Source organism: Agrobacterium larrymoorei (assembly GCF_005145045.1).
Lineage (GTDB): Bacteria > Pseudomonadota > Alphaproteobacteria > Rhizobiales > Rhizobiaceae > Agrobacterium > Agrobacterium larrymoorei.
Window position 1 is genome coordinate 1,439,414 of sequence record NZ_CP039691.1, and the last position, 14,344, is coordinate 1,453,757.

8 protein-coding genes are annotated in these 14,344 nt (G+C 57.2%); 3 read left to right on the forward strand and 5 right to left on the reverse strand.

Going from position 1 to position 14,344, the window contains the following annotated elements; genetic code table 11:
- Positions 1-153 precede the first annotated feature (153 nt).
- The 5 genes from CFBP5473_RS06820 to bcp all read right to left on the reverse strand — a co-directional run bounded on the left by CFBP5473_RS06820 (position 154) and on the right by bcp (position 6,098).
- The gene (locus CFBP5473_RS06820; protein WP_027673414.1) at positions 154-1,227 is read right to left on the reverse strand and encodes a branched-chain amino acid ABC transporter substrate-binding protein; all 1,074 of its coding nucleotides are present in this window, start codon (positions 1,225-1,227) and stop codon (positions 154-156) included.
- A gap of 858 nt (positions 1,228-2,085) precedes the next feature.
- Positions 2,086-2,496, reverse strand: coding sequence for an NUDIX domain-containing protein (locus tag CFBP5473_RS06825; RefSeq protein ID WP_027673413.1), 411 nt, complete (start codon positions 2,494-2,496; stop codon positions 2,086-2,088).
- Positions 2,496-3,998 (reverse strand): DEAD/DEAH box helicase, encoded by a 1,503-nt coding sequence (locus CFBP5473_RS06830; protein WP_027673412.1) that lies wholly within the window; start codon positions 3,996-3,998, stop codon positions 2,496-2,498. Before CFBP5473_RS06830 ends, CFBP5473_RS06825 begins: the two co-directional genes overlap by 1 nt.
- A 193-nt stretch (positions 3,999-4,191) precedes the next feature.
- Positions 4,192-5,454, reverse strand: coding sequence for a peptidoglycan DD-metalloendopeptidase family protein (locus CFBP5473_RS06835; RefSeq protein ID WP_027673411.1), 1,263 nt, complete (start codon positions 5,452-5,454; stop codon positions 4,192-4,194).
- 176 nt (positions 5,455-5,630) lie between these two features.
- Positions 5,631-6,098, reverse strand: coding sequence for a thioredoxin-dependent thiol peroxidase (gene bcp / locus CFBP5473_RS06840; protein ID WP_027673410.1), 468 nt, complete (start codon positions 6,096-6,098; stop codon positions 5,631-5,633).
- A 179-nt stretch (positions 6,099-6,277) separates the two neighbouring features.
- On the opposite strand from bcp, the gene CFBP5473_RS06845 reads away from it, so the two are divergent.
- The 3 genes from CFBP5473_RS06845 (at position 6,278) to CFBP5473_RS06855 (ending at position 14,287) form a co-directional block, all read left to right on the forward strand.
- The gene (locus CFBP5473_RS06845; protein ID WP_027673409.1) at positions 6,278-9,688 is read left to right on the forward strand and encodes a YhdP family protein; all 3,411 of its coding nucleotides are present in this window, start codon (positions 6,278-6,280) and stop codon (positions 9,686-9,688) included.
- A gap of 107 nt (positions 9,689-9,795) precedes the next feature.
- Complete coding sequence (locus CFBP5473_RS06850) at positions 9,796-12,639, forward strand: valine--tRNA ligase (RefSeq protein ID WP_027673408.1); 2,844 nt, start codon at positions 9,796-9,798, stop codon at positions 12,637-12,639.
- Between the two features lie 412 nt (positions 12,640-13,051).
- On the forward strand, positions 13,052-14,287 hold the full coding sequence (locus tag CFBP5473_RS06855; protein WP_027673407.1) for an OmpP1/FadL family transporter: 1,236 nt from the start codon (positions 13,052-13,054) through the stop codon (positions 14,285-14,287).
- Positions 14,288-14,344 lie beyond the last annotated feature (57 nt).

Consider the following 14,344-nt stretch of genomic DNA (forward strand, 5'->3'; position numbering starts at 1 on the left):
GACGCAGCAGAGCGCAAAAAGCATCACCGGATCGACCCGTCCGAGTTTTCAGACAGGCTCTTAACATTGGTTATTAGGGGCAACAAGATTGGCTGCTGCTTTCCTCAACTGTCCAATCGATTAGATTGGAAATTTCTCGTAGAGAAGGACGGCTTATTTCTGCGCTTTATCTGCGGGAGCAAAGCTGGTGCCAGTCCAGCGTTGCAGCTGATAAGGGTTGGTCTGCAATTCGTGGCGGTCGTTGAAGACGATTTGCCCGAGGACGGTTTCAAATGGAGTGTTGATGGCCACTTCCGGTGCGGGCTTGCCCTTTTCCTGCGCGACTTCTAGCAGTTTCGCGGAAAGCTGGGTCGCGGCATAGGCCGGAAGCACATAGCCTTCCGGTTCGATATTCGCTGCGCGCAGCTCCTTCGATGCTTCGGCAGCCGGGGGAAGCGTCGCGTAATCGGGCAAAGTGACGGCCAGAACGCCCGGCTGCAATGGCACGGGGTTGTTGGCGGCTCTCATCGTATCGCCGGACATGATGGTGAGTGGCAGTTTTTCCGACGCGGCATCCCGGGCGATGATGGAGACATCATTCCGCTCTGCGGCAACGAAGATATCCGTAACGCCCGTGCGGCTGAGGCGGCGCACGAGGGTGACCTGCTGCTCCTGCGAGGGGCGCATCGTATCGTTGAAGGTGGGTTTCAGGCCCGCTTCCTCCAGCCGGGAGCGGATGCGATCGACCAGTTCGCGGCTGTAGATCGTGCCGTCATCCACCAGACCGAAGGACATGCCCTTCCAGTCACGCAAAATGATATCGGCAATGGCGCCGGACTCATCGCTTTCGGAGGGGGCCATGCGGAAGAGCGGCCAGCCGCGCTTCAACGCATCTTCCATCAATATCGGCGCACGGCTGGAAAGCGTGATGGCAGGGATTGCCGCATTCTTGAGCGTGGGCAAAGCATCGGCCAGGGTTTCCGTGCAGAGAAAGCCCACGACCACACTGACCTTCGATGCGATCAAGCCATCCGCAATCGCGCCGCCGCTGCCTTCCTCGCAGCTCTCGTGGATTTCGATGACATCAAGGCCGACTTTTGCGGCTGCGGCCTTCACGCCCTGTCTGATTTGCAGGCCGAGCGGTGCATAAGCGCCATTCTGCGGGGCCACCACGCCAATCGTCGCTGCGCTTGCTGCACCGGCCAGGCTGAGGCTTAGAGCGAAACTGAGCAGGCGAATGGAATACATGTGGCAGCTTTATCCTCTTCGTTTGTTTGATGTTTAGCGATGCCGGGCGCGATGCAAAAGGGGCGATGCAGAGGAAAATGCATTCCATCGCAAAGTTTTGCCAGATTCGGGGAGCGGTGGCCCTGATTCGGCTCGATGCTTTCCGCTCCCGGCCATGCCGGAGGTTATAATTCTCGCTTTGCGACGGTTCGTGGCGCAAAAAGCACATCAATAATATCCTGGACATGATTGTCTTAAATATATATTAAATACAATTATTCCAATACAACTCCGACTTAAAGCGCATGTCATTATGTGATTTATGCATAAAACTACACAGTAGTAGATTTAAGCGCTGTGCTTACAGCCTCAATTCGCTGCGGTATTAGTAAGATGCGGGGCGCAGGGCCATTAATCACCGCAAGTAAACGCGTTTTTACAGAATAGATATGATTTATATTGTAGCTATATTTATGTATTTTTGTTGTATTTCCAAATGTGAGCTTTGCTCATCAAGGTGTCGGCAAAGCATTGGTGAATGCGCGTTGACATTAATTTTCAGTAATGTCTTTATATTACTGTTTTAGGGGAATGCAGGTTGTGAATGGTCTGCATTGCCGAAGCGTATATGGGTCTACTATATTGAACTTGTTTCAGCACTCGAACCGCTTCGGCTTGCCGAAGCGGTTTTTTTGCTGCGCGCTCAGCTCTGCACGCGCTTTGGAGCGCAGCTTCAGGCAAGGCGCAATGCGCGCCTCACAGTGGCGCGACTTCTCTAAGTCATTGAAATATTGCTTCGGATGCCGGAGCGTTTCCAAGGAAACGTTCAAGGTGCGTTTCTGGCTAGCAGCCGATTAGCCGGATGCCGGTCGACACCGATTACCCCTTCAAGTGGGCAAAGGCATCCTTGGCGAAAAGGGAAAGTGGGGAGGGAAGGTTTTCCAGATCGAACCAGCCCATATCGGACAGCTTGTCCGGCTCCGTCAGTTGCGGAGTGCCCTCGGCGTCGTCTGTAATATAGATCAGTGACAGCCAGTGCTGGCCGTCTTCGGGTATGATCTGTTCGCTGATGCAGTGAAAACGGACGTCACCGATGGTGAGGCCGGTTTCTTCTTCCGCTTCGCGGCGCGCGGCCTCGACCGCGTGTTCCATATGGTCGACCTTGCCGCCGACGATGCTCCAGTGGCCGGCTTCCGGCGACTTTACGCGCTTGTAAAGCAGCAGCTTGCCGTCCCGCCTGATGACGAGACCGCAGCCTACCCCTGGAAAATCAATGCCTGGCTGTGCCATCAGGCCTTGGCGTTTGCGACGATCAGCATGAAGGCCGGAATGTCGTCGCCGAAGCCGACAGGTGTCGGGCCATCGTCATGGTCGCGATAGTGGCGGCGACGATCACGGTTGTCGTCGTTGGCGTGGGAAGCGCCATGGCTCCGTTCGAAATTGCGAGGAGCCTTTTCGTGCCTACGCTCTGCCTTCAACTTGTCGCCTCCATTCGCTGCAACCGGTGCGTTGTCAGCAGGTTTTACAATTGGGGTTTCCGCTTCGGTCTGCTGAGGAGCATCACGGCGGTTTCTATCGCGGCCACGGCCACGTTCCTTGTCCTTTTCCTTGCCGCGACGCGGACGGTCGCTGGCAAAGCTTTCCATCGGTGCCGGAAGCTCGGAAAGATCGCCATTCAGCCATTCGATCTTTTCGTTGATCAGCTTCTCGATGGCATCGAGATACTTCGTATCGCGGCGATTGACGAGGGTGAAGGCAGCGCCGGAGCGGCCTGCACGACCGGTACGGCCGATGCGGTGAACATAGTCTTCCGCATGGATCGGTACATCGAAATTGAAGACGTGGCTGACATCGGGAATATCGAGACCGCGTGCGGCGACGTCTGAAGCGACCAGAAGGGTAATCTGGTTCTCCTTGAATCCGGCAAGGGTTTTCGTCCGCGAGGTCTGGTCCATATCGCCATGCAGTGCGCCGACTGAGAAGCCATGACGCTCCAGCGAGCGATAGAGATCCGCGACGTCCTTCTTGCGATTGCAGAAGATGATCGCGTTCTTCAGGTCGGTCTGAGCCTTGATGAGATCGCGCAATACGGCGCGCTTCTCATAGTCCTTGTCATGCGTTGCCACGATGCGCTGCGTTACCGTCTTTGCAGTGGAAGACGGCTTGGCCGTTTCGACGCGGGTCGGGTTCTGCAGGAAGCGGTCTGCCAGCTTCTGGATTTCCGGCGGCATGGTGGCCGAGAAGAACAGGGTCTGGCGCGTGAAAGGGATCATCTTGGCGATGCGTTCGATATCCGGGATAAAGCCCATATCCAGCATACGGTCGGCTTCATCGATGACGAAAATCTCGACGCCGGTCATCAGGAGCTTGCCGCGCTCGCAATGGTCGAGCAGGCGGCCGGGGGTGCAGATCAGAACATCTGCGCCACGCTCAAGCTTGCGATCCTGCTCCTCGAAGGAGACGCCACCAATCAGAAGCGCAACGTTGAGCTTGTGATTCTTGCCGTATTTCTCGAAGTTTTCCGCGACCTGTGCGGCGAGTTCGCGCGTAGGCTCAAGGATCAGCGTGCGCGGCATTCTTGCGCGGGCGCGGCCCTTTTCCAGCAGCGTCAGCATCGGCAGCACGAAGGAGGCGGTTTTGCCCGTGCCCGTCTGTGCAATGCCACAAATATCGCGTCGTTCCAGCGCTGGCGGAATGGCACCCGCCTGAATAGGCGTCGGCGTGGTGTAGCCGGCATCAGCAATAGCGGATAGAACTTTTTGGCTCAGGCCAAGATCAGAGAATGTTGTCAAAGGAAAAACTGTTTCCGTTCTGGTTCGAAAGAACACGCGATAGACGTAGGCGGTGTTACCGCAGATCGTGGCCGCGACATAGGCCTAAATCGCCGAAAAGTCAAGGAAACAGGGATTTGTCCCGAAATGGCACGCTTTATCTTCACCTTAGGTGATCTTCTGCGCGGCAAATGAATGCGCGCAAGCGACAGTCTTATTGAAGATAAGTCTTCAATTCCGTGCCTGCGACGAGAAAGCGCATTGGATCGACGGGCTCGTCATTCAGGCGCACTTCGTAATGTACGTGTGGCCCGGTGGAGCGGCCCGTACTGCCCGCCTTGCCGACGGTTTCTCCGAGTTCGATCTTCTCACCGGTGCGGACCGAGATTTGCGACAGGTGGCCATAGCGCGTGGTGACGCCTTTGCCGTGATCGATCTCGACCATGTTGCCGTAACCGCCTGAATAGCCTGCGAAAGATACGGTGCCAGCGCCGGTGGAGCGAACATTCGCGCCGGTTTCCGCGCGGAAATCTATGCCGGTATGGAGGGCGAGGCGTCCGAGAAAGGGGTCCATGCGATTGCCGAAGCGGCTGGTAATGTCCCGGCCCGGTGCAGGGTTGCCGAGCGGCAGCCGCTCTACGGCACCACGCACGGTTTCGAGGCGGTCCAGCGCGCTGTCGAGATTTGCCAGCTGTGCCTGAAAAGGGTTGCTTGCGGCTTCGACATAAGGGCCGCCAACCGCATCATCCGCCTTGTCGTCAATCTTCAGACCCGTGCTGCGAATGATATCCGCCATCGCGTCCGCCTTGCTGTTGGCGCCGGTAGTGAGCGAAGCGATTCGCCCGATCTGCTCTGATTCGATGCGGTTGAGGGATGCGAGCATGCGGGTGAGGGCGCGCCCGGAAACGGGCTCCCTATCCGCGCCATAGGCAAGGCTGCCTTTGAGCGTCGCATCCTTGGCCGGGCGCTGGAGCACGCGGTCAATCGCGGAAATTCCGTCAGAAAGGCTCGCCCGCTTTTCCGGCGCAAAGGCGTTGGCACGCGGCGTGGGGATGGGCGCATCGGTTGCGGCAGGCGCTTCGGCCTCGTTCAGCAGATCGCTGGCGCGGCCATGACGGGAGGAGAGGGCATTCTGCTGCGCCAGCAGCTTTTCCACTTTCTTCTCAACGGCTTGTTGATCCAGAAGCTGGCGGGATGTGACCTGATCGACCTGCGAGCGCAGTGCTGCGATACGATCCTCATAGTCCTTCTGCATGCGCGTTTGCCGGGCAATCATCGCGCCAAGCATATCGTCCCGGAAGACGAGATAGGCAGTGGAGCCGATGAAGCCGAGCGTGCCCGCGATGACCAGAAAGAGGGTGGAAATGACGATCCAGGGGCGGATCGTTATGTGACGGATTTTCTCGCCACTGGCGAGAATAAGAACGTGCTGCTGGCGTTTTTTGCCAAATGCCAGGTTTTTCCTCGCTTCCGTCAATTCCAGCTCCAGCGTTTCGTAACTCGCTAAAGAAGGTAAAGCGTTATGGTTAACGAAGTTTTTACGCTGAGCTTCGCGTCTGGCTGGCTGAAGTTATCGCGGTATAAAAATGTCTGCTTCAGGCAGCGAGCGGGGCGCACGTTTCTCCGGTGCGCCGCCGCGAAGCGATGCTGTCGTCAGAGAGACTTTGCTTCTTCGAGAACTTCCTGTGCGTGACCGGCCACTTTCACCTTGTTCCAGATTTTGGCGACTTTGCCCTCTGGAGAGACGAGAAAGGTCGTGCGTTCCACGCCCATATACTTTTTGCCGTACATGCTCTTTTCCTTCCAGACGCCATAGGCCTCTGCAGCCGACTTCTCCTCATCGGCGGCCAGCATGACGGTGAGGGAATGCTTGGCGGCAAACTTGTCGTGGCTCTTTACCGAATCGGGCGAGATGCCGATGACGACGGTGTTTGCTTCTTCGAACTGCGCGCCGAGCGCGCTGAAGTCGATTGCCTCTGCCGTGCAGCCTGAAGTGTCATCCTTCGGGTAGAAATAGAGAACGACTTTTTTGCCTTTCAGATCGGAGAGAGCGACATCGCCGCCACCGTTTCTGGGAAGACGGAAATCCGGGGCGTTTTCGCCAATCGTCAGTTCTGCCATGTTTCACCTTTCTTTTGCCGGGATTGTTGAGCATGGGGACACATATTCGATATATACCGAATGATAACTTCGTCCAGTCTTGTGGCGATTCTAGCGGGGTGGCAGGGTGAAACCGCTACGCCGATTATGGCCTGACTCGGGTTCAGGACACGGCAAGTCTGGGGAGCTGGCGCGGACGAATGGCGGAAATTCGCGGTGAAAAGGTCAATTTCAGTAAGCGAGACATCGTGCCGCTGCACACGATGCCGTCTGCGCAGGCTGAAGACCCGATTATAGTGCACTGCCCCGCACCGCGTTCCATGGTGCGCGCCTTTACTAAATTCTTTGCAGCACTCGTCTTTCTTGCCTTCCTCTCTGTCGGCGGCATCATTCTTTCCATCGAGACCGGCTCTGTAGATAACGCGCTTTCGGGGCAGGCGCAGCAGGCGCTGGAACGGGCGCTTGGGCCGCGCTACGAAGCCCGGATCGGCTCGACCGCCGTGCGCTTCGCTTCCGGCTTTCGTCTGGCGCTGGTGGCGCAGGATGTGGACATCATAGACAAGGATTCCGGCCAGCATTTGAGCCGCGCGCGCTCCATCGGCATGGCGCTGGACCCGCTATCGCTGCTGGCAGGGCATGTCTCTGTGCAGGCGCTTGAGGCCAATGGCATGGAGCTCGATACCGCGCTGCTGCCAAAGGGGCAGGGTTTCGACTTTTCCCAGATCAATGTCGCCAGCGTTCCTGCGATGCTGGAAAATGCCTTTGCCGAACTGGACATGCTGTCGCAGACATTTCAGCGCAGCGGAACCGAGGAAATCGACCTTTCCGATATAGCAATCCGGCTGCCGCCGCGCCCCGATGGGAAGCCCCGGACGCTGACGCTGAGCGACCTTTCGCTCGTGCCGGACGGCGAGGGCGGTTACACGCTGGATGGCAATGTCGGCTTCAACGGGCAGGTTGCCGAACTGGCGCTGGGCGCCACGGCCACTAATGGCAGCATCGATAACTTCACCGCGCGCCTCGACGGCTTCGATATCGGCCCGCTTCTGGAGCAGCACGATAGCGCAGGCCTCATGCATCAGGGCCTGAACGTCAAGACCGGCGTCAACATCGTGGCGAGCCGCGGCGGCAGTGAGCAGAAGCCATCGCTGGCGGTTTCACTGGGCGTCGGCAATGGCGAACTTTACATGGGCGGCGAAGTGCAGCCGGTGTCCGGCGGCATTATCAATGCGCGTTACGATTTCGACAATCGCGTCGTTGCCGTTGAAAATTCACGCCTGACATTCGGACGAACGGTGCTGCCGCTTCACGGGCAAATTCGCGATAACGACGCGGGCTTCGATCTGGCATTGCGGGTGGAGCAGGCGACTGCGGTGGCCGATGCCGGTGGCGAAGAACCGGTGACGTTCAACATCAAAGCCGATGGGACATACGACAAGGCGACGCATCAGATCGATGTTCCGGCGCTCTATGTTTCCGGCCCGCTTGGCGACATGGCGGGATCGCTGAAGGTGAAGTTCGGCGATGCTTCGCCGGAAATCAGCTTCGGCGGACAGATTCCCAAGATGGAAACGACCGCCGTCAAACAGCTATGGCCGTTCTGGATGGCGCGCAAGGCAAGGCCATGGGTCATCTCCAACCTGTTCGGCGGAACCGTTCGCAACGGATCGATTGCCGTCTTCATTCCCGCAGGGCGCATGTGCGGCCCGGATTGCCCGCTGGAGCTTTACGGCAATGAATTGCAGATCAAGTTCGATGTGGAGAATACGCGGCTGAACATCGCAGGCGACATTCCGCCGCTTCGCGATACCAATGCGCATTTCGAACTGGTGGGCGAAAAGATCGACGTGAAGGTTGCCAAGGCGACATCCTTCTTCCCTTCCAACCGCAATCTTGCGCTGGAAAACAGCAGTTTCTCCATCAAGAACGTTTATTCCAAGCCGCTGATGGCCGATCTCGATCTGAATGTTTCGGGTTCTGCGGACACGGTGGCGGAGCTGGCGTCGTTCCAGCCGATCAACGCGCTGAAGGACACGGAATTCAAGCCCGGCGACTTTTCCGGCACTGTGAAAGCGCATGCCAAGGCAACGGTCGGTCTGCTGAACAGCCAGTCGCCCCCGCCACCCGTCTGGTCTGCGGATCTGGACCTTAATGATGTGTCGCTTGCTCACCCCATTGCCAACCGCAAGGTGACCTCGGTCGATGGCAGCCTGAAGCTGAACAATGATACGCTGAAGCTGGTGGGCAAGGGTCGCATTGACGATGTGGCGATGAATATCGACCTGACGCAGCCCGTCGGCAAGACCAGCCAGACCGCGCGCAAGCTGACGCTGAAGGCGGTTCTGGAGCCTGGCCAGATTGCCAAGCTGGCGCCCGAGCTTTCGACGGTTCTGGGTGGAACGACCCTGTTGCAGATCGACAGCACCGATCCCCAGAAGCAGGATGTTAAGCTCGATCTTTCCAATGCATCCATCGTGCTGCCAGGCATTGGCTGGAGCAAGGGCGTGGGCATTCCGGCAGGCGCAACATTCCAGATGGAGACTGTGGACAGCCGCTCCAACATTCGCAATTTCGCGCTTAAAGGCGATGGCTTCGGCGCCGCTGGCGATCTGGCCTTCGACAAAAGTGGGCTGGTTTCTGCCAATTTCTCGCGCTTCCAGCTTTCGCCGCAGGATGATTACGCGGTTTCGCTTTCCGCCGCGAAGAAAAGCTATACCGTGAGCGTCAGCGGTAAATCTGCGGATCTTCGGCCCATTATCGCGCGGCTGCGCAACTCCGAGAGCGGGCAGGGCGGCGGTGCCTCCAGCGCCAGCGGGGCTGGGGACAGCGGCGACATGGGGTCTTTCACCATCAAGGCCGATCTCGACAGGGTGTATGGCTTCAACGATGAAACCATGTCCAACGTCAATGCCACGATAAACCTGCGCGGCGGCAAGGTACGCACCATCGATTTCAAGGCCGTCTCCAGCCGCGGCCAGGCAGTGGTGGCGCAGACCACCAACCGGGGCGATGGCGGCACGGTCAATCTGACAAGCAGCGACGCGGGGTCGTTCGCCCGCTTCACCAATCTCTATACACGCATTCGCGGCGGTCTTCTAAACCTTGCGCTGACGACCTCTGACGGCACCAACTGGAGCGGCTCGCTCGATCTGCGCAATTTCTCCGTTCTCAATGAAGCGAAGTTGCAGGATATCGTCGCCACCCCGTCCGGGCAGGATGGGCGCAGCCTGAATGCTGCCGTTCGCCGCAATATCGATGTCAGCTCTGAAAAGTTTCAGCGCGGCTTCGCCCGTGTCGTCTATGTGAATGGCGTGATCGCACTGGAAAACGGCGTGGTGCGCGGCGAGCAGATCGGCGCGACCTTCCAGGGCGTGGTGAAAGACCAGAACAACAATATCGACATGACGGGCACCTTCATGCCCGCCTATGGGCTGAATCGTTTGTTCGGGGAACTGCCCTTCATCGGCATATTCCTGGGCAACGGGCGGGATCGCGGTCTGCTCGGCATCACTTTCAAACTGACCGGCCCGACGGCCACGCCAAGGCTGACGATCAACCCGCTATCGCTTATCGCGCCGGGGGTTTTCCGGCAGATATTCGAATTCCAGTGAGAATGCGGTAAAGTATAAGTGCTTGCTATCGACCGGTTTCTGTTGACTCTCAACCGCTCATCCTTATTTAAAAATTCAAAATAGAACTCCAGATTTCAGGTCAGGAAATGCTCGACAAGACCTACGATTCCGCATCCGTTGAACCAAAAATCGCCAAGGCTTGGGATGAAGCCGATGCGTTTCGCGCTGGCGCAAACGCGAAACCGGACGCGGAAACCTTTACAATCGTGATCCCGCCGCCGAACGTGACCGGCTCTCTGCATATGGGCCACGCGCTGAACAACACGCTGCAGGACATCATGGTCCGCTTCGAGCGCATGCGCGGCAAGGACGTGCTGTGGCAGCCGGGCATGGACCATGCCGGTATTGCGACGCAGATGGTTGTCGAGCGCAAGCTGATGGAACAGCAGCTTCCGGGCCGTCGCGAGATGGGCCGCGAAGCCTTTATCGACAAGGTTTGGGAATGGAAGGCCGAATCCGGCGGGTTGATCTTCAACCAGCTGAAGCGGCTCGGTGCATCCTGCGACTGGTCGCGCGAGCGCTTCACCATGGACGAGGGTCTTTCCGAAGCCGTTCTGGAAGTTTTCGTCACGCTCTACAAGCAGGGCCTGATCTATAAGGACAAGCGTCTCGTCAACTGGGACCCGAAGCTGCTGACCGCGATTTCCGATATGGAAGTCGAGCAGGTGGAGCTGAAGGGCAATCTTTGGCACTTCCGCTACCCGCTGGAAAAGGGCGTTACCTACCAGTACCCATGTGCGTGGGATGACCGGGGTGAGCCGACCGAGTATGAGACGCGCGACTACATCGTCGTTGCCACCACGCGCCCGGAAACGATGCTGGGTGATACCGGTATCGCCGTTCACCCGGATGACCAGCGTTATCAGGGCATCATCGGCAAGCACGTCATTCTGCCGATCGTTGGCCGCAAAATCCCGATCGTTGCGGATACTTATGCCGATCCGAGCACGGGTACGGGCGCGGTAAAGATTACGCCTGCGCATGATTTCAACGACTTCGAAGTTGGCAAGCGTTGCGGCCTGCGCGCCATCAACGTCATGAATATCGATGCGACGATCACGATCAAGGAGAACGAGGATTTCCTCGAAGGCCTCGATCATCCGGCAGCGCTTCATGGCGCGTGGGATCGTCTGGAAGGGCAGGACCGTTTCACCGCCCGCAAGATCATCGTGGAAATTTTCGAGGAAGCCGGTCTGCTCGACAAGATCGAGCCGCACAAGCACATGGTGCCGCATGGCGACCGTGGCGGCGTTCCAATCGAGCCGCGCATGACAGAGCAGTGGTGGGTGGACAACAAGACGTTGGCCCAGCCAGCGATTGCCTCCGTGCGCGAAGGCCGCACGAAATTCGTGCCGAAGAACTGGGAAAACACTTACTTCCAGTGGATGGAAAACATCCAGCCATGGTGCATTTCGCGCCAGCTGTGGTGGGGCCACCAGATCCCGGCATGGTACGGCCCGGATGGACAGGTTTTCGTTGAGAAGACCGAGGAAGATGCGCTTCAGGCGGCTATCCAGCACTATCTGGCTCACGAAGGTCCGTGGAAGGCCTGGGTCGAGGAAAAGCTTGAAAACTTCCAGCCGGGCGAAATTCTCGTTCGCGATGAAGACGTTCTCGATACCTGGTTCTCGTCCGCTCTGTGGCCATTCTCCACGCTTGGCTGGCCTGAGAAGACGCCGGAACTTGCGCGCTATTATCCGACCAACGTTCTGGTTACCGGCTTCGATATCATTCCGTTCTGGGTCGTTCGCATGATGCAGATGGGTCTGCATTTCATGAAGGACGATGCGGGCCATGCCGTCGAGCCGTTCCACACCGTCTATATTCACGCTCTGGTTCGCGACAAGAACGGCCAGAAGATGTCGAAGTCCAAGGGCAACGTCATCGACCCGTTGGAACTGATCGATGAATATGGTGCGGATGCGCTGCGTTTCACGCTCGCCATCATGGCGGCGCAGGGGCGTGACGTGAAGCTCGATCCGGCGCGCATCGCCGGTTATCGCAACTTCGGCACCAAGCTGTGGAACGCCACCCGCTTTGCCGAAATGAACGGCGTGAAGCGTGATCCGCACTTCTTGCCCGAAACCGCGACGCAGACGATCAACCGCTGGATCCTGACCGAACTTGCCAACACGGCACGGGACGTAACGGCCCAGATCGAGGCCTATCGCTTCAATGACGCTTCTGCCACGCTCTATCGCTTCGTGTGGAACCAGTTCTGCGACTGGTATCTGGAACTTCTGAAGCCCGTCTTCAGCGGCGAAGATGAAGCGGCGAAAACGGAAGCGCAGGCCTGCGCGGCTTACGTTCTGGAAGAAATCTACAAGCTTCTTCATCCCTTCATGCCATTCATGACGGAAGAGCTGTGGGCACACACTGCTGGTGAGGGCGAAAGCCGTGACCGCCTGCTCTGCCATGCTGACTGGCCGACGCCGGAGTTCCGCGATGAGGCCGCCGCTGCGGAAATCAACTGGCTGATCGATCTCGTTTCCGGCATCCGCTCCACACGCTCGGAGATGAACGTTCCGCCGGGGGCCACGGCACCGCTCGTCATCGTTGCTGCCAACCCGACGACCGAGTCCCGCCTCGACCGCCATTCCGCAGCAATCCGCCGCCTTGCGCGCGCGGATGAAATTCTCGCTGCCGATACGGCCCCGAAAGGTTCCGCCCAGATCGTCATCGGCGAAGCAACGGTCTGCATTCCGCTCGGCAACCTGATCGATCTTGCAGTCGAGAAGGCCCGTCTCGAAAAGGCAATCGCCAAGGCCGAAGCCGAACTGGAGCGCATCGACAAGAAGCTTTCGAACGAGAAGTTCGTTGCCAATGCCGACCCCGAAGTGGTTGCTGCCGACCGCGAGCGTAAGGCAGAACTAGAGGTGCAAATCAAGAGCCTCAAGATCGCGCTTCAGCGCGTTAACGAAGCGGGCTAATTCACAACCCGATACCATTCTGAGAAAGCGCCTTCCGCGAGGAGGGCGCTTTTTTATTTGGCTACCGGGGATCAGGAGATTCGTTTCCTGCCCATAAACACGGCAGGTTGCACCAAATCCGGGCGCGGTTCCCTGAATTACGTCAGAAAATCGACTTTTCTGAGCGAAAACTGTGGATGTTGTGAGGCGGTCACAGGATGGGTCATTGCCGCAAAATAATTCCTCAGGATAACCTATAATCCAAACTGATTAGAAATTTTACCTAAGTTTCCGTGATTGGACGGTTTTGATGAGTTTTTTACGTAAAAATTTCAAGGCCATGCCGACCAGGGCTGCGAAATGTCGCACATTGTCATTTCCAGCAAAGCGTTTCAGGTTCGAAAAATCATATTGCCTTGATTTGGGGAGAGAGATGGCAAAGCTTATTTCAATCGTAAATGGCGCTGTGTGCCTTGCTGTCGGTATCGCATCGATCACACCCGCTTTCGCCGGTGGCCTCGAGCGCGGTGGCTATAATATTGATCTGCTTTTCGATAGTTCAAGATTTGCAGCTGACTCCACTGCGACTTTTGTTGCGCCTCAGCGCAAGCTGAAGAATGTTCGAGACACCGACGCTTTTGATGGCACCTTCAGTGGTTCTGCCGGGAACGACAGTGAAAACTTTTGGTCTCCTAGAATCGGTGTCAAGGCTGCTTTTGGCGATGCTGTAGACTGTATGGCTGACTACTCCCAGCCATGGGGCGCCCATACGAAGCCAGGCGACAATTGGGCTGGCCGAAATGAAAATATCGAGACAAAGGTTAACAGCGACAACTATGCGCTGACATGCTCTTACAAGTTCGATGTCGGCAAAGGTCAACTGCGATTGATCGGGGGTGGCTTCTATCAGGAACTGTCCGGCTTCAAGGAAAGGTTGGTTGGTGCGACTCTTCCTGGGTTAGGAACAATTACCGGTAAAGGAAGACTCGATCTGGAGGCTGATGGTTGGGGCTGGCGTACCGGTGTTGCCTACGAAATCCCAGAATATGCATTTCGCGCCAGCTTGGTTTACAACAGCGAAGTTAAGCTGAACGATATTACGGGTACACTCAATCTAAGCCAGCTTCCCGCCGCTTTTGGGGGGGTTACCGAAGTTTACGGCTCGCAGAACATGCCGGACTCGCTTGAGCTAAAATTACAGACAGGTATTGCTCCGGGTTGGTTGGCTTTGGGATCCGTTAAATGGACGGATTGGAGCCAGTTGTCGAAGGTAAACTTCCTGTGCCGTACTGGAGGCAGTCTAGCTTGTGCCACGCCAGGAGCAGTCGCGACGTCGCTTGATTTGGGTTATCGCGACGGCTGGACGATCATGGGCGGTGTTGGTCATAAATTCAATGATCAATGGAGTGGTGCAGTTACTCTGACTTGGGATCGTGGTACTTCGCAAGGTTTTGGCACGCAGACTGATACTTGGACAATCGGTACCGGCGTTTCATATTCTCCGACACAGAACGTTGAGCTCCGCCTTGCCGGTGCGCTTGGTATTCTTACCAGCGGTAACTCTGGTGAAGTTGTTATTGACGGACAGACATATGGTGAAAGAACGTCCTATAGCTTCGGCAACGACCTCGTAGCAGCCGTCTCCACCTCGCTCAAAGTCAAGTTCTGATCACTATCAGATGACTTCCAAAAACCCGGCTTCTCACAGCCGGGTTTTTTGTTGCCG

Coding starts and splice junctions, on each gene's coding strand:
- bcp (WP_027673410.1), bottom strand. CDS start 6,098: ATGGCAGAACTGACGATTGGCGAAAACGCCCCGGATTTCCGTCTTCCC.
- CFBP5473_RS06825 (WP_027673413.1), bottom strand. CDS start 2,496: ATGGCACAGCCAGGCATTGATTTTCCAGGGGTAGGCTGCGGTCTCGTC.
- CFBP5473_RS06850 (WP_027673408.1), top strand. CDS start 9,796: ATGCTCGACAAGACCTACGATTCCGCATCCGTTGAACCAAAAATCGCC.
- CFBP5473_RS06855 (WP_027673407.1), top strand. CDS start 13,052: ATGGCAAAGCTTATTTCAATCGTAAATGGCGCTGTGTGCCTTGCTGTC.
- CFBP5473_RS06820 (WP_027673414.1), bottom strand. CDS start 1,227: ATGTATTCCATTCGCCTGCTCAGTTTCGCTCTAAGCCTCAGCCTGGCC.
- CFBP5473_RS06845 (WP_027673409.1), top strand. CDS start 6,278: ATGGCGGAAATTCGCGGTGAAAAGGTCAATTTCAGTAAGCGAGACATC.